9 protein-coding genes are annotated in these 23,197 nt (G+C 36.2%); 3 read left to right on the plus strand and 6 right to left on the minus strand.

From position 1 onward, the window contains the following. The 3 genes from AC1RRQ_RS17965 to AC1RRQ_RS17975 form a co-directional block, all read right to left on the minus strand. Positions 1-1,712 (minus strand): DUF8696 domain-containing protein (locus tag AC1RRQ_RS17965; RefSeq protein ID WP_493024396.1); only part of this gene is annotated, 1,712 nt, incomplete at its 3' end. Between the two features lie 498 nt (positions 1,713-2,210). Next, positions 2,211-6,068 (minus strand): DUF8693 domain-containing protein, encoded by a 3,858-nt coding sequence (locus AC1RRQ_RS17970; protein ID WP_493024397.1) that lies wholly within the window; start codon positions 6,066-6,068, stop codon positions 2,211-2,213. A gap of 150 nt (positions 6,069-6,218) precedes the next feature. Then, positions 6,219-10,946 carry a DUF8693 domain-containing protein gene (locus AC1RRQ_RS17975; protein ID WP_493024398.1) on the minus strand — a complete coding sequence of 1,576 codons (4,728 nt, stop codon included), beginning with the start codon at positions 10,944-10,946 and terminating at the stop codon, positions 6,219-6,221. Positions 10,947-11,238: 292 nt separating this feature from the next. On the opposite strand from AC1RRQ_RS17975, the gene AC1RRQ_RS17980 reads away from it, so the two are divergent. From AC1RRQ_RS17980 to AC1RRQ_RS17990, 3 genes are all read left to right on the plus strand, one after another. After that, entirely contained in the window at positions 11,239-11,715 is a 477-nt protein-coding gene (locus AC1RRQ_RS17980) for a regulatory protein RecX (protein ID WP_493024399.1), read from the plus strand. A 401-nt stretch (positions 11,716-12,116) separates the two neighbouring features. Then, positions 12,117-16,640 (plus strand): DUF8693 domain-containing protein, encoded by a 4,524-nt coding sequence (locus tag AC1RRQ_RS17985; protein WP_493024400.1) that lies wholly within the window; start codon positions 12,117-12,119, stop codon positions 16,638-16,640. Positions 16,641-16,790: 150 nt separating this feature from the next. Further along, entirely contained in the window at positions 16,791-19,853 is a 3,063-nt protein-coding gene (locus AC1RRQ_RS17990; protein WP_493024401.1) for a DUF8693 domain-containing protein, read from the plus strand. A 72-nt stretch (positions 19,854-19,925) separates the two neighbouring features. Here the strand turns inward: AC1RRQ_RS17990 and AC1RRQ_RS17995 are convergent, their stop codons facing one another. From AC1RRQ_RS17995 to bioD, 3 genes are all read right to left on the minus strand, one after another. Then, complete coding sequence (locus AC1RRQ_RS17995) at positions 19,926-21,095, minus strand: beta-ketoacyl synthase N-terminal-like domain-containing protein (protein WP_493024402.1); 1,170 nt, start codon at positions 21,093-21,095, stop codon at positions 19,926-19,928. A 127-nt stretch (positions 21,096-21,222) separates the two neighbouring features. Next, the gene (gene bioA, locus AC1RRQ_RS18000) at positions 21,223-22,494 is read right to left on the minus strand and encodes an adenosylmethionine--8-amino-7-oxononanoate transaminase (RefSeq protein ID WP_493024403.1); all 1,272 of its coding nucleotides are present in this window, start codon (positions 22,492-22,494) and stop codon (positions 21,223-21,225) included. 33 nt (positions 22,495-22,527) lie between these two features. Further along, the gene (gene bioD, locus AC1RRQ_RS18005) at positions 22,528-23,154 is read right to left on the minus strand and encodes a dethiobiotin synthase (RefSeq protein ID WP_493024404.1); all 627 of its coding nucleotides are present in this window, start codon (positions 23,152-23,154) and stop codon (positions 22,528-22,530) included. Between the last annotated feature and the right edge of the window lie 43 nt (positions 23,155-23,197).

The following is a 23,197-nucleotide window of genomic DNA, read 5'->3' on the forward strand; positions in this document are numbered from 1 at the left end:
AAAGTTAACTGTCCAGTACCCGTTGCACAAAACGGGCCATTGGCCGTTAAGCTTCCTTGCGGTAATGGATTAACGGTAATCGTTGCTGAACCTCCAGTAAATCCTGTGCTTCTAATACAGGTATTTGCATCGGTAACAGAAACTATAGCATACGTGGTGGTCGAAGTAACTGGAGTTGTAAAAGTAGCGAAAGGCGTTCCGCTGACAACTCCTGAAGCAGTACGATTTGTTCCTCCGTTTTCTGTATAAATAACCGTAAAAGGTCCGACTCCGGAAGTAGCTGTAAAAGTTAATAGTCCAGAACCTGTTGCACAAAACGGGCCGTTGGCTGTTAAACTTCCTTGTGGAAGTGGATTAACTGTTATTGTCACTGGAGTGGAGTTAACGGCTGTACAAGTTCCACTTTGAATTACAGCTCTAAATTGAGTTGTTTGTGTAAGTGCCCCAGAAGTATAAGTCGCAATTGTATTTGTGATAGGTGTAATATCAGAAACGAAAGAATCTGTTGATGATTCCCATCTTAAAACCGATCCTGTATGACCAGTCAAAGTTAACAAACCGCTTGTCAAACCTGAGCAAACTGATTTACTTGTACCAACTGATCCGCCCACGGATGGAGGCGAAACAGTTACATTTGATGCTCCAACTGTTACACTATTTGTACAAACGCCTGATGCCAAACCTGTAACAGTTATTGTACTTGTTCCCGAAGTGGTTAAACCAACAACATCAAAATCTCCTGAACCAGCTCCAGTTACTGTCATCGCTGCAGTTAAACCAGTTCCTGTTGGATTAGTGCGATTATAAGTTACTACGTATACTCCTATTGGAAGTGTAGTACCTGTGAGTCTTAGTTTGGCCGTTCCTACTGAAGTACAAGCATTTATTAATGTCTGAAGATTATTTACACTATAAGTCGGACAAGTATAGGTTACATTAACCTGACCCGCGGCACCGTTTCCTCCAAGCTGTGCAGGTGATCCGGACAAATGCAATCCGCCACTTCCACCACCGCCCGGAGCAGTCCCCGGCTGTCCCGGACCAACAGCTAAAAGTACACTGCCCGCAGACGGCCCTCCTGCACCACCACCTGTACCGCCTCCTTTTCCTCCAGCTCCTGATCCAGCCAAAAGATTAAGCAAAGCAGTAGCTCCTGCACCACCATCTCCTCCTGCTGTTGTTGTAATAGAACCTTTTGAAATTGTTGCCGAACCACCCGCGCCTCCTGCAGGGCTACCTCCTGTGGAATTAACGGGTCCACCACTACCCCCAGCAGCCAAGAAAACGGTATCATAACCTTGAATATAAGAATTTCCACCGTTCCCTCCTGATCCTGTAGTTGCTACAGTAGTCTGAGCTACTTTAACATTCAACGTTGCACCAGCAGTAACAGATATAACGCCTTTAGCATAAGCTCCACCGCCTCCACCTGCACCACTTCTTCCTGTTAAAGCTGTAGAAGCACTTGCTCCTCCACCGGCTCCTCCACCGCCCCAGCCTTCTACATTCATGGTGAGAACTCCAGCAGGAACTAATATAGTACCATCAGCAGTGAAAGGCGGATGCTGTGCCCACATTGAAAAACAAGCAAAGAAGAATAAAAGGGAAAGTTTTGTCTTAGAACACGAAATTTTAGAATAAAACTTCAATTGAGAAAAACGAAAAATTAAAAATTGAGGTAAAATCAACGAGGCAGGTAATTTTTTTTTCATCGTACTATTTTTTAAAATTGATAGAAAAGACTCAAAATCAAATAACTCTGATTGGCTGGAATTCTAAATACCGGAAAAAATAAATTTTGACTGCAGAAAACAATCTGTAATACAAAACCAAAAAAATATGTAAATGCTTTAATAGTGGTATTTAAAAAAGGCAATCAATATTCTTGGCTGATAAAAAAATAAAATACATTTTCATTTTATAGGGGTTAATAAAAATGCATTTCAACGGCTTTTAAGTGCGTTTGTCGAATGATTATTACAACAAGGTACGATTTTATTTACATTGTAGTTGATTCTGTGAGTTAAAAGTTAGAATTTTAACACTTTCTTTATCAATTAGCTGCTTTTATAACAGTAATTGTTAAAGTAGTAAAACATCAGCAAAAACAAGGCTTTGTGAAAGAAAATACGGTCAATTTTTAATATGAAGTACAAAAAAACAAGATATAAATTTCTATCTGGTTTTTACTTTTTCTATCGCTTTATTTATTAAAAAATAATCTTTTTTACCTTTGTATTATTACTTTCTGAGACAATCTTTACTATCAAAATCTGTTTTTCTGACTTCAAATTTGAAATTTGTAAGTCATTTGAATTAAGATCTTTATTTTCATAAAGTAATTGACCTCCAATATCAAAAATAAAAACTTCTCTAAGATTTTCTTTTAAAGCTTTTATGCTGATTATTTTATTTTTAATGGAAACTAAAACTCCATCCGAAGAATTTTGAAAATCCGAAACCTTCAAATTCTCATTTTGAAAGTAGAGTTCAAACCTCTCTAAAAAATCTCCTGCTTGACTATTAAAAGTATAATCGGACAATCGTAAATCATGAACAACATTCTTCTGCTTATCATATAAATAAATTTCTTTTTTAGTCATTTCACCATCTCCATGATCAATAGAAATGGTAAAATCATCTCTTTCGGAAATTCTGTAACCCAAGGGTATTCTATCAGACTCTTGAAAAGGCAATGCCCGTCCTTGAATTACTAATTTTTTATCTTCTGCGATACTATAAAAATCGGCATTTTGATTTGCGTTCATTGATTCAGCATCGTATCGCATATCGTAAGAATTTGTCGCTCCGTTTAGATAACCAATTAGAATTTGCTTAAAAACGCCGATTTCGTTAGTAAGATTGAGCCAAATTCGATGTTTCTCTAATTGTTTTGCATTTTTAGAATTCTCAATTTTTGCAGGTTTATAAAAAGCATTATTCCTGTCTATAATTCTCATACTATTATTAAACTCAATAGATTCAGAAGAAGTACTTTTTACAAAAAAAGCTTGCCCCGATGCAATTTTACCATCTGGAGGAAGCTCATCTTCATTTGCTGAACGAGCTTTAGTACTAATACCGCCAACTAAATTATAAACAGCATAATCATCTGAACTGTATTTTAGATTTGCTATTGGTGTATTGTGCGTCCAGAAATATAATGCACCTGTTATTTTAGATTCATTTACATTTAGAAAAATATCGGCATCAATGGCTGAAGGATATGGATTGCCAATTAAGCTGAATAAATCGGCTTCTACTGGATTGATTTCTACTTTTCCGTTGTTAGGTATTCCTTTAAAAACTCCTTCGAAGACAGATCGTTCTGTTATAGAATAATCCTGCGGACCTCTTATTGAATATCCTTTGCCAACAATCATTGAATTGAATGGAGACTCTATATTCCATTTTTTTAATCCAGTGTTATAAGATGTATATTTATCTGATAAAGTATTGGGAGAAAAATCGATTAATTTTTGATTGCCAACAGGCGATGACCAATAGGTATAATCGTATCTGACGATTGGCTTTGTTTTTCGCTTAAGATGAATAATCCCGGTATTTACCAAATCATCATCTGACTGATATAAACTTGCTCCATCTTCTAAAACAAGAGTTCCTAACCCAGAATAAGAGAATTCAATTCCTAATGTATTCTGGCTTAAAAGTGTCACTATTTTACCTTCGTCTATACTGCAGCTGCACACATTTGAAGAAGCTAAATTTGGAAAATCTGCTTTAAAAAACACTTCTTTTCCTCCCGAAGGATAACCATTCGTCCATGAAGAACCATTCCATGTTGTTGATTCCAAGCAAAGTTTTAAACGTGCTATTTTATGTTTGGAAATTCCCGCAACCGAATTAAAATCTCCTCCAATCATGAGTCTATAATCAGATGTAAAACTTAATGTATAAAGATTCTTGTTTAGATGAGCATCAAAAGAGGCGTCAAAATCTCCGGTTTTCAAAAGTCTAATGAATCTTAATACTGCATTATTTTTGTAAGTTCCTGAAAATGTTCCTCCAACCAGAATACGATCATCGGGCTGTACTAAGATCGCGCGCACATCTCCTTTGCTAAATCCGGTTCCGGAATCGAAACTTGAATCTAAGTTTCCATTGGTATTTAAACGAACAATTCGCTTTTGTGAAGTATTATTAAAAGTTGTAAAAGCACCTCCCACTATTATCTTCTGATCAGATTGTAATGCCAGCGAATAAACTGTATTATTAAAGCCTGTTCCAATATTAAAACTGGTGTCAATGCTTCCATCTGAATTTAATCTCACTAAACGAGAATAGTCCTTATTATCATTAAATTTTGAAAATTTTCCTCCCAACAAAATCTTACCATCGGGTTGAATTAAAATACATTGAATAGCAGCATCGGTTTCAAGATTAGCATTAAAGGACAAATCACGCGATCCGTCTGGAAATAATCTAACAATTTTCGCAAGAGCATTCACATTATTATAGCGAGAAAAACTTCCGGCAACGATAATTTTCTGATCAGGTTGAACAGCCATTGTATAAACCGTGCCATTGAATCCAGAACCACTATTAAAACTGTTGTCAATAGCGCCATTTGCAAAAATCCTCACAATTCTACTATATGCCCCATTATTATATTTTGTAAAACTGCCTGCAAAAACAATTTTATCATCTGTTTGTTTAACTGCTGTTTCTACGGAATTATTAACTCCAACTTGTCCTGTATTAAAGCTATTGTCGAGAGTTCCATCTTCTAGAAGTCTGGCGATTCTGGAAACGGGAATATTATTGTATTTGGTAAATTTCCCAAAAACCATTTCTTTTTTATCTTCTAAAGAAATAATCTTTAAAACAGCATTATCAAATCCCACTCCGGCTGATAAATAACTAATATCCAATTCTCCATTGGCATATACTTTTGCAAGCCGACCTTGGTTTTGTCCGTCAAAAGTAGAGAATGAACCACCCATAAACCATGATCCTTCTGAATCTTGAGTAAGAGCTAAAACGGAATTATTTCCTGGTCCTAAATCTGTTTCAAAATTACTATTTATGGTTCCGTCAGAATTTAGCAAAACTACCCTGTTTACATTTTCATCATTATAAAACCCAGTAAAAGATCCACCGACCATTATATTACCTATTTTATCCAGCTTGATAATTTGTACTGCACCTTTTGTAAAACCAGCTCCTGAAAAAGTTGTATCACGCGAACCGTCTTCATTAAGGCGGATAATTCTGTTTGCTTCGCTGCCGTTGAAAAACGTAAAGCTTCCTCCCAAGATAATTTTGTTATCTGACTGTATCTCGATTGCATTCACATTATCATTAAAACCTTCTCCAATGTTAAACGTTGAATCAATACTTCCGTCAGAGTTTAATCGTACTATTTTATTCGTGGGAAATCCGTTGAATGAAGTAAAATTCCCTGTAATTAAAATTTTCCCATTGTTTAATATTCTTGCATTCGTAATATTTACAGAAGAACCGGAACCAGTTATAAAAGAAGAATCTAAAGCCCCGTTTGGCAATATTCGTGCTATACGATTTACGGTAACATTATTATATTTTGTAAAACTTCCAACAATTATTATTTTTCCATCTGGCTGTGTTACGATATCGTAGATAATTCCTGTAGGAGCACCTATTGAAGTATTAAATGAAGAGTCATGTGTTCCATCGTTATTCAGCCGAATAAGTCTGCCGGCACTGTTTCCGTTGTAAGCTGTGAAATTACCTGCAGCAATAATTTTACCATCTGGCAGTAAATCGCAAGTATACACATTTCCGTTAAAACCTGTACCTGTGTTAAAGGTATCATCGATTGAACCATCAGGATCTAAACGAGTTATATGAGAAGACAAATTTCCGTTGAGACTTAAATAATCTCCTCCAACAAGAAGTTTTTGATCTGACTGCAAAATGAGGGTGCGGCCAATACCGTCAAAACCATCACCTTTTAAACCATCATCAATTGGATTAAATGTTATATCAACTTTACCTTGCTGCGAAAAAACAGGCATTGAAAAAGGCAAAACAAGAAGAACGAGCGAGTAAAGTAAATTTTTTATCAAAACGGCAGATATTTATTTGTAAGAATTAACCGAAATTAAATATCTTTTGAAGAAACTACAATACCCACTTTCAGTGATTTTTTGGGAAATAAAAAAAATCCATTTATCATTACGACAAATGGATTTTTTTATGTTGTTGAAGAAAGTCTTTTATTTAAAGATTACTTTTCTGGTAACTTCGGCATTGTTTTCAAGGGTTACTTTTACCAGTAACACCTGATCTGCTGCCTGCAGGTTTGAAATCGAAAGTTCAGTACTGCCGACTTTCTTTTTGTTGAAAATTAGTTTTCCTGTAATGTCGAAAACAGTAACGTCTTTAATGTTTTCTTTTGAAGAAGTTATTCTGATTACCTTGTCTTTTACAGAAACCAAAAGTCCGTCTTTTACATTTTCGAAATCACCCGTTCCAAGTGTTTTATTCGTATAACGAAGCGTGAAACGATCTTTAAATGTTCCTATTTCGGTTTTAAAGTTATAATCTCCGGCTTTTAAATCGTAAATAACACCTGTTTTTTTATCTTCCAGATACACTTCCTGACTGTTGAAAAGTCCGTCAACATGGTCAATCGAGATTTTGAAATCGCCTGCAATTGTTGTTTTATATCCAAGCGGAATAACATCGCTGTTTTCAAAAGGAAGTGCACGTCCCTGAATCGATAATGGTGTGTTTTCGTTAATACTATAAAAATCTACATAAGTATTTCCGTTAAAACCAACCGCATCATAATTCTGATCCCAGCTGTTTGAAGCTCCTTCTATATAACCTACTAACATTTGTTTGAAGGCTCCCTCAGCATTTGTAAAGTTCAGCCAAATACGGTTTCTTTCCAATGCGTCGCTTTTTGCTGTTTTATAGAAATTATCATTACTGCCTCCAACTCTCATGCTGTTTGTAAAAGTGATGCTGTTAGTTGTCGGGGCGGCAAAGAAACCTTGTCCGGCTGCGATGAATCCGGTTGGTCCGGTTGGATCACCACCGCTTGCAAGAGGTCCAGATAAATTAATCGAAGCATAATCTGCAGAAGCATATTTGTATTTGTTTCCTGATCCGCCGTTAGAAGGAGGTGTATTATGTGTCCAGAAATAAATTGTTCCAATATTGGTGTCTGTAATAAGCTGCGTAGTGCTTATCGCCGATGGATATGGATTTCCAAGTAAATTGAATTTGTCCTTTACTGTAGTTTTTGGAACATCTCCATTGTTAGGCACTCCAATAAATGATGCTGTTTGTATTCCAGGGGTCACAATGTCAAAATTTTGTGGTCCTCTCACACTGTATCCCTCACCGGGAATCATTGTTTTTCCGCCTCCATAGTGAATCGCCCAGCTTCCTCCAGTGGCATCGTAGCTTGTATATTTATCAGCAAGTGTATTTGGCGACATACTGTGTAGTGTAAAGTTTGATCCCAGTGTTAATGGCGATGACCAATAAGTATAATCATAACGACGAACACTTGTTTCTCTTATGTAGGTAATATTTCCAGAGTTAACTGCATTCTTGTTAGACTGCATTAAACTTGAGTTATTATTGAAAATTAATGATCCTCCAGCATTAACGGTTACTTCATTAGTGATGTTTAATGTTTTGTTTGAGTTAACAGTCAATACTCCACCTGAATTTATTGAGACTGTGTGTGCGTAAAAATTCGGAGCAACGCCATCAATAATCGGCTGCTTTCCTGTAACTGGTATTACAACACAATCCGTTTGTACTGGAACTCCGTTTGGTGTCCAGTTTGCTGGATTACTCCAGCTTGTGTCTACTAAACCGTTCCATTGTTTTGATGTAGCGGTATTAATTGTTACTGATGCAGCACTTGATATACAACCTGTACTGATATTTTTAGCTGTTACATTATATGTTGTTGGCGCAAGTGATGGAAAAATTCCGTTTGTATTAGAATAATCCAAACCGTCAATACTATATCCATATCCACTAACCGGACTAGAAACAGTAATTGTACCTGTATTATTTGCGCATGTTGGTTGTGTAGTTACGGTTGCTGTTGGTGTTGCCGGTCCAGAGATTATATTGATTGTTCCTCCAAGACTTACTAATGCACATGGAGATAACTGTCCTACAGTTTCAACAGTATAATTTACAGTTGCTGTTGCATTACCACTTATTGTTACTGTTTTTGCACCAGAATTTTTAACAGCATTTAGTCCTGTTGGCAGGCCTGAGACAGTTACATCTGTTGCTCCTCCACCCCACGTATAAACAATATTTGTAATAGTTGCTCCAGAACATATATTTTGGCTTGATGTCCCACTGCTTAATGTCAATGTAACAGTTGGATTTGTTGTAATAGAAACAGGAGTACTGCTATTAACACAAGTTCCATTATAAGCAGCTGAAACATTTCGTCTATAATAAGTAATGTTTTGAACTGTATTTCCTGTTATTGGAGCTGGTGTATAATCTTCGCTATTTATTCCTGTACCAGTTGTAACATCTGCCCAGCTTCCAGCATTAGAAGGAGTCGTTGTTGACTGCCATTGAAATTTTATTGTTGGATTTATTTCTGTTCCAACATATTGATAAGACGATCCATCAATAACACCTGGAGTGCCTCCGCTGCAAACAACTGCTGGCGTTGTTGCTGCGATTGTGTTGGTAGACGCGTTAAATGAAGTCATACTAAATTCAATAATATTTCCGCCTCCATTTTCATAATAATCTAACACTAAATTATTGTTACCTGTAAGGTTGATTAATAAATTGTCAAATGTAGTAGGTGCTTGTTCTCCCCATCTTTCAAAAACTAATACGCCATCTACATATAATCGAGCGCCATCATCTGTTCTAATTTTAACTAAATAACAACCAGATTTGGTTGATTTCATTCTATAACGAACTGCAAATTGTTGAGTACGTATAGAAGCTCTTTGAACACCATTTGAAAAAACTGGAAAACAAACATCTTCACCACCAAAATCTTGTGCAATAGATTCTGATGTTTCATCATAATATCCAGCATATTCTGTACTTGAAAAAGGAGTTGTTGTATCTACTGAAGCAGGTGAAGGAGCACCTCCTGGAGGTAATGTAGAACTTGTCCAATTATAAATATGTCCTCTCCATCTATTATCTGCTGTTCCTGCTGCTAATTGATTATCTAATGAGTTTCCAACTGAGTTTACAGAAAATGTAATACCGCTTACTCCTGTTGTTCCATTATTCGTACAACTTCCTGTAGATAAAACAACTTTTATTTGTCCAGAAAATGGAGCCAACCAATTTGTGATAGAAGTACCACTAGGTCCATTAGCGCTTACCAATGGGGTTAAACTGCTGCTGGAATGATCTAAAATACTTAAATTTTCACTTACTCCACTAGCGGTAAATGCATCTCCAACCTGAAAATTATATCTATATCCCTGAACAATATTTACTAAAGCATATTGACCTGCATTTAAAGTCGCAGTTGTTTGAGAGTTATCAATACAAGGTATATATGTTCCAACAGAATTAGAAGGAGCTAAGGCATTAATTACAAAATTAGTTTCAGCTCTTGTACAATAATTCCCATAGGATGCATAAAATTTATAAGTTCCTGCTGGACTTGAAGTTGTAACTCCTGAGCCGGGAACTCCAACAGGGTTAAAAGATGCTCCTGTTCCTAATACAGCGCCACCAGCTGCATTTGCATACCAATTTATTGTTGGTGTTAATATAATTTGTCCCCCAGATACTGGTGTTGTAACTGTCCATATATAGTTTCCACTGTAAGTTCCTGTAGTTCCATAAGTTGTTGAAATAAGAGTATAAGTCACGCCTGCTGTAAAATTTGCAGTCATTCGCGGTTCTGTCTGTGCACCGCCATCGTCGTCGTCGTCGGCAATCCACGTACCGCCTGAACAAGTTCCTGGTATAAGTGCCCCGGAATATATATATGCCAACCCATCATAAGATCCATTTTCACTCATTTTGAAAGTATAAGATCCGGAAGTATTTACTGTAAATGTGGTAGCAGTATAGTTTCTAGTCGCTCCATTTGGTGCATAGTCACATCCAGAGTGTGGTTCATCTTCCGCTTTGTTTCTTACTGCGATTGGGTCAGTAGCGGCATTCCAAGCGCCTGAAAATGTGTTTGATGAGGCCTGTAATGATCCTGACTCACCAAAACATACCGATGTTCCTGTTGTAATTGGTGTAATTGCTGTGGGTAGTGTATAAGTAATCCTTATTTGACCAGCTCCTCCAGCTCCTCCTGATCGATTACCTCGAGCTCCACTTCCTCCTCCTCCTGGATTCGATCCTGAATTTCCATTATTTGTATTGCCTACGCCTGTAGCCCCTGCTCCACCATCTAGTACTGCAGCTCCTCCGATATTATTATTTGTTGAATTTCCTGATCCACTACTTCCAGCACTTCCTCCTCCTCCTCCAGAATTATTTGAGGTTGGATTTCCTCCTCCTCCTCCATAAAAACTACTTAAAAAACCTGCTGTGTTACCTGTAGTCACGGCGGCAGCTCCAGCTCCCGTCCCGCCAGTAAGTGATCCTCGTGTCCCTCCAGCTCCACCTACCGCAGTAAATGAACCAAATTGACTGCTGTTTCCATTACCACCGTTGCTACTTGTGCTTCCTGCTGTTCCACCTTGTCCAACGGTATAAGACACAGATGTCCCAGTTACAGTATAATTATATTTTGCGTAAGCTCCGCCGGAACCTCCTCCTCCTGATATACCGGAAAAATTACTTCCGCCGCCGCCGCCGCCAGATCCCCATAATTCTACAGTAAGCGAAGTTACACCACAAGGAATTGTAAAAGTTCCTGCACCTGTAGTAGTAATTGTTCTTGTTATCGTTTGTGCGAAAGAAAATAACGAAATTGCAAAAAGGAATAAACTGAAAAGTAGTTTTCTAATCATATAGGCGTGGTATTAAATTTGTTTTTGGGCATTTAACTCAAATAAAAAAAGTAGAATTTCGTTATTTATGAAACTTGTTTTTTTAATAGTTAAACTGTTAAAAATGTTGTTAGTAACTGTTTAATCTATTAAACAATTTAACGAACAGAATTTACGGACAAAACTATTACAAATTGGAATAAAAAACAACACTCTGTCAAACGGTTTTTAAGAAAAGTAAATATTTTATCATAATATTTAACAGTTAATTGTCTATTTTTAGCAATTAAAGTTAAAAAGAAAGAAAAAAGCCATGAATTTATTTTGCACTCCAAAAGAAGCTTTACAGAAATTAGAGCATTTTTGCGCTTATCAGGAGCGTTGTCATGACGAAGTTGTCTCAAAACTTTACAGTTTAAAAATGACAGCAGATGAAATTGATTCAATTGTAGTTCAGCTTATTGAAGGAAATTTTTTAAACGAAACTCGATTTGCCTGCAGTTTTGCCAGAGGCAAACATCGGATGAAATATTGGGGGAAAATTAGAATTACAAATGAATTAAAAGCCCGCCATATTTCTTCAACAAATATTACACTTGCTTTAAAAGAAATTTCAGCTGAGGAATATTTCGAAACTTTCGAAAATCTTTCAGAAAGAGGATGGAATTCTATTCACGAACAGAATGCTTTAAAAAAGCGCAAAAAATTCTGCGATTACATGCTTCGTCGCGGTTACGAAAGTGATTTGGTCTATGAAAAAGTTAAAGAATTAGAACAAAAATTAGAATAAAAAAACAACTCTGAAAATCTCTTTCAAGTTTGCTTTTCATAGAGAAAAATATTTCTCTAAATCATCCTAAATCTCTTACGGAATAATAAATAACTCCTAGTTGTAAAATATCGCTTTTCTGCGGATTTTTTACAAAATCAGACGTTTTTTCGATTATTCCTTCGAAAAAACTATTCAAAATTCCCTTATATTACGGATTTTTCTTATTTTTTAAAGACTTGTTTTATAAGAAATTCCACAGATAGTCCATTTTTAGAATGTATTTCATCGATTATTTTATCAGTTTATCGATTATATAGTGGTTATAAAAACCGCGATAAAATCAAACACGTAGATGTATCTATATTTGCTCGGTTCGAAAAACTATGCCAGCATAACAATCTGATAGAAAAACATCTAGTATGAAAAAAACTCTACTCTTATTTTTATTTTTATTGCCTTTTTTGGGAATTGCGCAAAATATCGATTTTGTACAATGGAATGGTTCAACGGATTTGGCTCCAACTATTTTAAACAATTACATAGTTGCAAGTAATGTTACTGGAGCAGGTTTTTCAAACGGTAATCCAACCCCAACTTATGATGGAATTGAAGGTACTAATTGGCCAACAGGAGGAATAAACCTAGGACGCTATTTTCAAATAACATTAAACCCTATTTTAGATGGTCGAATTGTGTTAAATGAAATTTTATTTAATTACAAAGGAAACTCAGCAGGATATCAGATTCGTTATTCTAAGCAGGCCGATTTTTCTTCCCCAGTTACAATAGCTAATGTAACCGGAGCAGCAACAAATGACACTTCTACTCCTGGAAATTTATCAGGATTGAATATAGCACTCAATGCGGGCGAAAGAATATACATTCGTTTTTACGCTTACAATGGTGGAGGAACTTGGAAGTTAATGAATAATAACCTTTTAAAGCTTAGAGGGACTATCGTACAAAATCCATCTCCAATGAATGGAACCTACATTGTAGGAAGTGCAGCGACAGCAAGTTTTCCAACTCTTACCAGTACCGTTAGAGCATTAAACGCGGTGGGAGTTTCCGGAGCGGTTAATTTATTATTAGATAATACTAACTACAATATTTCTACAGGCGAAACTTTTCCATTAGTAATTACTCCTTACACAGGAAATACAAATTACAAAGTAACTTTTAGACCTAATACAAACAGAACGGTTACTATTGAATCTACTAACTCGCCATCTTATACTTCAACACCGGCTGTATTTAAACTTAATGGTGTCGATAATGTAGTTTTTGATGGAAGTAACAATGGAACAACAACTAAAAACCTAACCATTTACAATAATAACCCTATAAATCCAAAGAAATCTGTTATCTGGATTGCCAGCGAAAACAGCACAAATGGAGCTTCAAATAATGAAATAAAAAACTTAATTTTAAGACAATACTATCGTGATGATAATATTTCAGTAGGAGTATTTGGGGGTGGAACTAGTGATGTTGGAAGCGATGCAGAAGCTGCAAATTCAAACAATATAATACAAAATGTAACTTTTACAAAAGTTGGCCAAGCAGTATATTCCACAGGATCAGCATCTGCACTTTCATCTAACTGGAAAATACAGAATAACACAATTGGCGGAACAACAACAGCAGATAAGCCATTTGTAGGTATTTATCTTTCAAACATGAAAGACTATGAGATTTCCGGAAATACAATTAATGGGGTCGAAAAAAACACAACTGGCTATAGTCCGTTACACTCAGGAATAATCATTACGGGCTCAAGTAATGGGACAATTTCAAAAAACAAAATTAACGACATCAACAATAGCGTTGGAAACAGTTATTGTGCTGGAATTTATATAAATAGTAATAATAACAGTATTTATAATAATATCATTAGCAATGTTGTTTCTTCAAATATTGGACATGGTATTTATTTAAATTCTGGAGATAATAACAAGATCTATTACAATACTGTTGTAATGAATAATAATTCAAATCCAACAGGATCTTCATGTCTTTATATTGCCAATGGTACTAATGTTGCAATTAAAAACAATATTTTTTATAGCTCACAGACAAATGGTACGCAATATTTAATAAATTCAGATATTGCTCAAAGTGCCATAACAGATTTCAATAACAATGCCTACTATTTATCGACAACTACGTCTAAATTTCAAAATAGATTATCTACTGGCTCTTACACTGATTTAACATCTTGGACAGGGGCAATTACTGCTCCAAAAGAAAGAAGCTCTATTGTTGTTGAACCAAAGTTTATTTCGCCAACTGATTTCCATTTAGCTCAAAATACCACAAATTCTGGTATACATGCAAAAGGAGCGCCAATAATTGGTATTACTATTACCACCGATATCGACGATGAAATCAGAAGTACAACAACACCAGATATGGGTGCTGATGAAATTATTATATGCGAGCAAGGAGATCAAACTTCATTTGGTACAAACTCATGGATTGGTTACGTGTATAAATGGACTGGCAACAATGCTCCAAATCCAGCATTAAACGATACTCCTGCAAGCGCAACAAATGTTTTTATAGGAAATGTGACGGAACCAGCACAATTTGACAGAAATGTTGGCGCAGGTGCGGTTAGAGGCGTAACAACTAATATTTGTGGAACTCCGCCCGTAGATAATTTTTTCGTTCGTTATAAAATGAAAACTACTACAGCTGCAGGTGTTTATAATTTTACGGTTGCTGGAGATGATGGTATTAGACTTTATATAGACGGAACACTTGTGGTTGGTCGTTGGAATGATCATAGTTACCTTGCAGATGCTGTACAATATACTTTAACAGCTGCTTCTCATGAGTTTGTTTTAGAATATTACGAAAATGCCGGATCTGCTCGTGCAACTATTTCATACGGAATTGTACAGGGAGATCAAAATCTTCCTTACGGAAATAAAGTTTGGAATGTTTATGGGTTTACACAGAATAACTTAGCACTTGAAAACATAAAATCTAGTTATGCGGGAAGTTATGTTGATTCCAACTTAAATGTAGATACACAAACATTTTGGAATAAAACACAGTCACCATCAAGTTATTCGGGTTGGCAAGGTGCACCAATACCTGTAGATAATTTTACAGTTAGTTACAGACGCCAAGGTTTTCCTTGTGGCAGTTATCAAATACAATTGGTAAATTGTGATGATGTAGGTGAAATATACCTTGACGGGACAAGTATTTACCTTCAAAACGGATATACCACAGCTTTAACGAATGTTGGAACATATCCCTTAAATTCTGCTTCAAAAATCGAGATTCGTCTTAGAGAAGATGGAGGTGATGCCAATGTTGCGGTTAAATTTGTTAGTGTACCTACTATTTACGATGGATCTTCAGCTCCAACAAGCGGCAGTGCAATAACAATAACGGGATCGAATGTAACTTTAGGATCTGACGTTACTGTTTGTTCTTGTACAATTAAAGCAGGTGCTAAACTTACAGTTCCAAAAGATAAAACGCTAACTATCGATGACGCCTTAATTTTCGAAGGAACTGGGAAACTTCTTATAACTAATGGCGGCTCATTATTGCAAAACAATACAACTGCTAATGCGCTTCAAGGTGCAGCGGCAGATTCATTTGAGATGCAAAGAAGTACATCAACTCGTCGTTATGACTATACCTACTGGTCATCGCCATTAACATTAGCTTCTGGTTTTACACTTAAAAAAATGTCGCCAAATACGCTTGCTGACAAATATACAAGCTACGATGCAACTGGAGGAAGCTGGGCGATTCACTATGGCGGGGAAAAAGTAATGATTCCTGGGGAAGGATACAGCGTGAGAGGGCCGCAGAACTTTGATATAACAACTGCAGGAACTCAAATTGCTTCGTTTGTAGGAGTTCCAAACAATGGGGATGTTCCTAAAACTACTGTTAAGGATAGATTTAATTTACTCGGTAATCCATATCCTTCGGCAATAGATGGTTATAAACTGATTAGGGATGCCAACATTGGAACAGTATATCTGTGGACACACAATACTCCTCCGGCTAACGACGGGACAAATAATAAATACAAATATGCTTCTTCAGATTATGCGTCATTTAATTTATCAGGCGGTCTCAAAACTGGTGGAAACACAAGTCTCCCAACCGGATATATTGCGGCTGGACAAGGTTTCTTTGCTGCTCCAACAACTAATAGTATTACCTATACAAACAGTATGAGAATTGGCGGCAACAACAGTACTTTCTATAAAACAGCAAAAACGGATGATCTTGAAAGAAATCGTATATGGCTGAATTTATCAAATGCAGAAGGAGCCTTCAAACAAATTTTAATTGGTTATATAGAGGGAGCTTCAAACGGCTGGGATCAGAATTTTGATGCAGTTGGTTTTAACGGAAACAGTTATCTAGATTTTTATAGTATAAACGAAACTACAGTATTATCTATTCAAGGACGTGCACTGCCGTTTGAAAACAGTGATGTAATTCCGTTAGGTTATAAATCAACAGTTGCCGGTGATTTTACAATTTCTATTGATCAAGTTGACGGACTATTTAATAATCAGGAAGTTTATTTAGAAGATAAAAAAACTGGTATAATTTCAAATCTAAAAACAGGAGATTATAATTTTAAAACAGAAATAGGAACTTTTAAAGATCGTTTCACTCTTCGTTACACTAATAAAACATTAGGAACCGATGATTTTGAAAATGTTGATGGAGGTCTTTTAGTTTCGGTAAAAGATAAAGTAATCAGACTAACTTCTTCAAAAGAAAACATTAAAGAAGTTAATCTATTTGATATTTCGGGAAGACTTATTTATCAAAAAGGAAAAGTGGGAACAACAGAATTATCGATCTCAAATTTACAATCAAGTGATCAGATTCTACTAGTAAAAGTTGTTCTGGAAAATGGCTATACAATAACTAAGAAAGTAATTTTTAAATAGTCGATAAATAAAAAATAATAAAAATCCGACAGCGAAAGCTGCCGGATTTTTCCATGTAAAAACAATACATAATTAAAACAAATAAAATATTGCATTAGAGAATTATAAACCACATTAACCCTCAAATCAACCAAAAAAATCAAAACCTATATGTGCCCAAAATCACTTTTGTTTACTCGTTCATTATTTTTAAAATTATCTTTAGTTCTTTTTTTAATTTCGTTTAATGTTTCTGCACAATCTACTGTTTCAAGAATTTATACGGATTGGAATGGATATTGGACATCAAATTCCTCAACTCCTGCTGGCAATCGCCCTGATTTAGAAAATAACCTAATCGCTTTTTCCTGGAAAACCAAAACGTACTCTACGGGTGTTAATGATGGTGCTCTTGATACGCGTTCTATCTCTTATGATAAGCAAAAATTTAGGGCATTAAAAATCCAGTCTTTAGGAATAGGCCCAAGTACTTATTTTTTACAAGGTTCTAAAATTGACGGATCAAATTCTATTACAAGATTAGAGCCTGCATTGGCTGGATCTACGGCTACTGGTGCGGAATTAGCATCAAGATTAACTGACGGTGTAAACGGATTATCGTTAGGAACCGGAGTAGCAAATATAAAAAATGGAACAGCTGAGTTCAAAATAGGAACGAACAATCTAAATTTAACCGGAATTAATGATGGTACTCCTGATTTGATTGTAACTCAAGTTGCAGAATATGGAGGTGATCCGGATAAGTTTAAATTTATTGATGCAGCGGGTAATACGGTTGGAAAAGAATTATCGATAACTTTTGGTTCAACTACTCCTTCAATGGGAACTTATAGTCTGGATTTATTTAATATGAACGGAACTGTTGCTTTTACACCTGCGGCGACAAGAGAAATTAGGATGCTGGCTATCGAAACCAGTGAGTTCGAAATAAACGCTTCTAACGCTTCATCTGTAGATCGGTTTGTTGTAACCTTTTCAGGTAGTTCAGATTGTGCTTTTATAGCTTTTAATACCAATTCATTAAAAATTGCCGAATTACAACTTTTAAAAACAGCTTCGTTGAATTCTTGTGCTGTTGAAGGCAGTACAATCAATTATACTTTTGAAGTAAAAAATCCCGGAGAAGTTCCTATTACGAATATACGAGTAACAGATCCAAAACCTATTACTTATACTACAGGAAATACTATTGCAAGTCTGGCACCTGGTACGAGTGCCATATTAAGAGGTACTTATACTGTTACAGCAGCTGATGTAACTGCCGGAAGAGTTGTTAACTCTGCAAAAGTAACAGGAACAGATCCATCTTTAAATACTGTTGAGGATATCTCAGGCACATCATTTGCTAATGACACACCTACTTCTATAGATTTACTTGCACCTCCTACGATAGGTACAACAGTAAATACAACATGTACTGATTTAGGAACTGTAACCCTAACCGGCTTACCTGGAACTGGAAATTGGCAAATAGTGAGAAGTCCAGATGGAGCAATAAAAACAGGATCAGGAACAAGTACAATAATTACAGGTCTTGTGGCAGGAACCGCTTACAGCTTTAAAGTAACAAGTGCAGATGGTTGTAAATCTCCTTCAAGCGCACCAGTAACGGTTACCAATCAGTCAGCTACAACATGGAATGGCACTGCTTGGTCAAATGGCACTCCAAACAGTACTAAAAGCGTTATTTTTACAGGTCCTTATACTCTTACCGGAAATCTTGATGCATGCTCTTGCACAGTCAGTTCATCTGGAAGTTTAATTGTTCCATCTGGAATTGTTTTAAACCTCACTAATGAAGTAACCGTTAATGCTGGAGGATCATTAATTTTCAATAATAACTCAAGTTTAATGCAGTCTAACAAGAATGCAGTTAACTCTGGAAGTATTACCTACATAAGAGAAACAAGTGTTCGTCGTTACGATTATACCTACTGGTCATCGCCATTAACACTGGGATCAAACTTTACACTACACAGTATGTCGCCTAATACTCTTGCTGACAAATATACCAGCTACGATGCAACTGGAGGAAGCTGGGCGATTCACTATGGTGGCGGAAAAACAATGATTCCCGGTGAGGGATACAGTGTGAGAGGACCTCAGAATTTTGACATTGTGACCCCTGGAATACAAACAGCATCATTTATTGGAGTGCCTAACAATGGAGATGTTCCAAAAACTACAGTAAAGGACAAATTCAATTTACTTGGAAATCCATATCCATCTGCGATAAGCACTACGCAGCTTATTACAGATACCAATATCGGAACAATTTATTTCTGGACACATAATACGCCTCCTTCTAACGGCGGATCAGGAAACAAATACAAATATGCTTCTGCAGATTATGCTTCCATTAATTTATCAGGACCTCTTGCAAGCGGTGGTGATCCAACCGGACCAACCGGATTCATAGCAGCCGGTCAAGGTTTCTTCGCTGCGCCGACAACTAACAGCATCACTTTTACAAACAGCATGAGAGTTGGAGGCAGTAATGATAATTTCTATAAAACAGCAAAAACTGACGGATTAGAGAGAAACCGTATTTGGCTGAACTTTACAAATGCCGAGGGCGCTTTCAAACAAATGTTAGTAGGTTATATCGAAGGTGCTTCTAACAGCTGGGATCAGAATTATGATGCGGTTGGTTTTAACGGAAATACTTATGTAGATTTTTATAGTATTAACGAAAACACACCATTATCGATTCAGGGACGTGCACTTCCTTTTGAAAACAGCGATGTAATTCCATTAGGATATAAAACAACAATTGCAGGCGATTTCAAAATCTCGATTGACCATGTTGACGGACTTTTCAACAGTCAGGAAGTGTATCTGGAAGATAAAAAAACAGGTGTTATTTACGATTTAAAAGCTGGAGATTATAACTTTAAAACCGAAATAGGAACTTTTAAAGATCGTTTTACTCTTCGTTATACGAATAAAACACTTGGAACGGGTGATTTCGAAAATGTGAAAGACGGACTTTTGGTTTCTGTAAAAGACAAGGTAATCAGAATAACTTCTTCAAAAGAAAACATTAAAGAGGTTACTGTTTTCGATATTACAGGAAAATTGATTTTCAACAAAAAGAAAGTCGGCAGTACTGAACTTTCGATTTCAAACCTGCAGGCAGCAGATCAGGTGTTACTGGTAAAAGTAACCCTTGAAAACAATGCCGAAGTAACCAGAAAAGTAATCTTTAAATAAAAGACTTTCTTCAACAACATAAAAAAATCCATTTGTCGTAATGATAAATGGATTTTTTATTTAAGGTATAATCTATGCTTTTTCGATTAAAATACTGACGGCATTTCCGCCAAAACCAACGGCGTTTACTAAGACTTTTTTAATTTCTTTTTCTTGACTTTTCTTTTTTGAAAATGGAGTTTCTATAAAAGTATTGTGCTGCATCATCAACAATGCCAATTCCAGACTCAGCGTTCCTGATGCGCCAAAAGTGTGTCCGATTTTCCATTTGTTTGTCGTTAACAAAGGTATCTCTAAACCGAAAACTTTTTCGATAGCACGTAATTCTGTTAAATCTCCTTTTATGGTTCCGGGGGCATGCATTACAATAGCATCAACACTTTTTAAATCTATATCTTTTAAAGCCATTTTCATCGATTTTTGAAAACAATCCGCTTCCGCAGAAATAGAAATATTATGTTCTAAAATTTCTGTTGCATATCCAACTCCGGTTATATAAGCAATCGCATTTTCTTTTTCACCAGATTCTAAACAACAAACTGCGGCTCCTTCACCTAAAATCATGGTGTTTTGTGTTTTCTCAAAATCAAAAGCTAAATTAGGCCAGGCATCTAGGTCCTGGTTAAGACGTGAATAAATTTTCAAAGCCCGCATCTGACCAATGGTAAAATCGGTTAAAGGCGCTTCGCTTCCTCCTACTAAAAATTTATCGGCCATTCCTGATTTTAACCACGCCACTCCGTTTAAAAGCGCATGAAGCGCTGTAGAACAAGTAATAGAATGCGAAATTTCAGGGCCGATGCTTTGCAAATCATGCGCAATCCAAGACGAAATATTTCCTAAAGTTGTCGTTGGCGAAGCTAATGTTTGTGCTTTTCCGGTTTCTAAATATTCTTTGTAATGCTTTTCGAATAAATCTGTAGCACCTCTTGAAGATCCTATATTAATTCCGAAAGTATCATTTGTTTTCCAGCCAGCATCCTGAACTGCTTTTCGCGAAGCTGCCAAAGCACATAGAACCGAATCGTCTAAAAATTTATATTTAATATCAGACTCTCGTATTTCGGCAATAATTTGTTTCGATTCAGCGCTTAGAGCCGCAACCGAAGTTTCCTGCTGATCTAAAAACTGCTTCGTAAAACAATGGTTTCTATCGAGATATTTTTTCCAAACTTCATCACTATTATTCCCTAAAGGAGAAATAGATGAAAAAGCAGTTATGGCAATTTTTGGTGTATTCACAATAATTAATTTAGCACAAAGGTCTGTAAAAAAATGGCACACTGATGACACGGGTTGAACAGATTTACACGGAGTAAATAATTAATCTGTGTTCATCCGTTTAATCTGTTAAAATCTGCGGGCAAAATCACACCATTTCAATGGCTTCTTCAATTGTATTATATACTTTTTGAAGTTGATCGTCTGTCATTATGTATGGCGGCAAAATGTAAACAATATTTCCAACTGGTCTTAAAACAACACCTTTATCAATAAAGAAATTATACAACTTGTTGCGCATTGATCCGTAATAACTTTCGTTTGAATCTGATTTTATTTCAACCGCAAAAATAACTCCCAAAGTTCTCGCCGTTAAAACCTTTGGATGGCTTTCCATTTTCTTTTGAAAGTCTAAGTGCTTTTTATTTATTCTTTCAATATTACGCTGCATTTCATCGGTCTGCAATAATTCGATACTTGCTAAAGCTGCCGCACAACCCGTTGGATTTGCCGTAAAAGTATGTCCGTGAAACAGTGCTTTATTAATATCATCATCATAAAACGCCTCAAAAATATCCTGGGTAAATGTTGTAATCGCCATTGGGATTGTTCCTCCAGTTAATGCTTTTGAAAGGCAAATCATATCTGGTTCTTCTGAAACATAATCCATTGCGAAAGTTTTTCCTGTTTTCCCAAAACCCGTCATCACTTCGTCGGCAATTGTGAGAACTTTATTTTCTCTACAAATCTGAATTAATTTTGCCAAAGATTCCGGTTCATACATCACCATTCCAGCCGCGCCCTGCACCAAAGGTTCAAAAATAAATCCAGCACAATTGTGACTTTTAATTGCATTTTCCAGAGCCTCAAAACTTACCTGCTCCTGCCCTTTTACCGGAACCGGAATTCGGACCACATCTATAAACATGCCTTGAAAAGCCTGCGTATAAAATGAAATTCCGCTAGCTGCCATTGCTGCAAAAGTATCTCCGTGAAAAGCATTTTCAAAAGCAATAATGGTAGTTCGTTTTTCATTTTTATTGAAGAAATATTGCAAAGCCACTTTTATAGCTATTTCAACGGCCGTTGAACCATTATCTGAAAAGAAAATCTTCTGTTGATTTTTCGGCAGAATTTCCATTAACTTTTCAGCCACTTTTACTGCCGGTTCATGTGTGAAACCTCCAAACAAAACATGTTCAAGAGTTGTCAGCTGTTTATAGATCGCATCAGCAATAAATTTATTACTGTGCCCAAACGGGTTTACCCACCAAGATGCAATTGCATCAATATACTCCTTATTATTTTCGTCCCAAAGCAACGCGCCCTCTGCCTTTGTAATAGCAATTGGCGTTTGTGCTGTTTTATGCTGTGTATAAGGATGCCATAAATATTGGCTGTCTTTTTCTGTTAAGGTCATCTTAGCAATATTGTAGATTTCTGATTTTAGATTTTAGATTTTTTCCAAAGCCAATATATTGTCTCTAAATAAATCGGCGTATTCTTTGATTACATTTTGATCGAAATAAGGTTCTTCATCAATTCTTCCTATGCATTTTATTTTGGTTTTATTGAGAATTAGACTTTCTGTCGATTTGTTTTCGCTTCCGCTGAAGATAATTCCCGACACTTTAAATCCTCGATTCTGAATTGCCTCAATCGTTAATAAAGTATGATTGATACTGCCCAGATAATGTCTGGAAACAATTATAACTTTATAATCGGGTTTTATTAAATCGATGATGGTTTCTTTTTCGTTTAAAGGAACAAAAATACCTCCTGCACCTTCAATAACTAAATGATTAGTTGTTTTGGGTTCCTGAATTTGATTGAGCTCAATTGTTATTCCATCAATTTCTGCTGCTAAATGCGGACTTGCCGGTGTATTTAATTTATAACTGTTCTCAAAAAAACGAGTCTTTTCATTAGAAATTCGGGATTGAACTTTATGAGTATCTGAATTGTCTAAATCGCCTGCCTGAACCGGTTTCCAATAATCGGCCTCTAAAGCTTCAACAATTATAGACGAAGCGATTGTTTTTCCAACATCTGTAGAAATTCCTGTAACGAATATTTTCATAGTCTATAGACCACGGCTATTACTGATTAAACAGATAACCGCG

It is taken from the genome of Flavobacterium sp. GW821-FHT12A05 (assembly GCF_058807735.1).

Bases quoted from the DNA above. Each gene is read 5' to 3' on its own strand.
- AC1RRQ_RS17990 (WP_493024401.1), top strand. From the start codon at position 16,791: ATGTGCCCAAAATCACTTTTGTTTACTCGTTCATTATTTTTAAAATTA.
- AC1RRQ_RS17985 (WP_493024400.1), top strand. From the start codon at position 12,117: ATGAAAAAAACTCTACTCTTATTTTTATTTTTATTGCCTTTTTTGGGA.
- AC1RRQ_RS17975 (WP_493024398.1), bottom strand. From the start codon at position 10,946: ATGATTAGAAAACTACTTTTCAGTTTATTCCTTTTTGCAATTTCGTTA.
- bioA (WP_493024403.1), bottom strand. From the start codon at position 22,494: ATGACCTTAACAGAAAAAGACAGCCAATATTTATGGCATCCTTATACA.
- AC1RRQ_RS17980 (WP_493024399.1), top strand. From the start codon at position 11,239: ATGAATTTATTTTGCACTCCAAAAGAAGCTTTACAGAAATTAGAGCAT.
- bioD (WP_493024404.1), bottom strand. From the start codon at position 23,154: ATGAAAATATTCGTTACAGGAATTTCTACAGATGTTGGAAAAACAATC.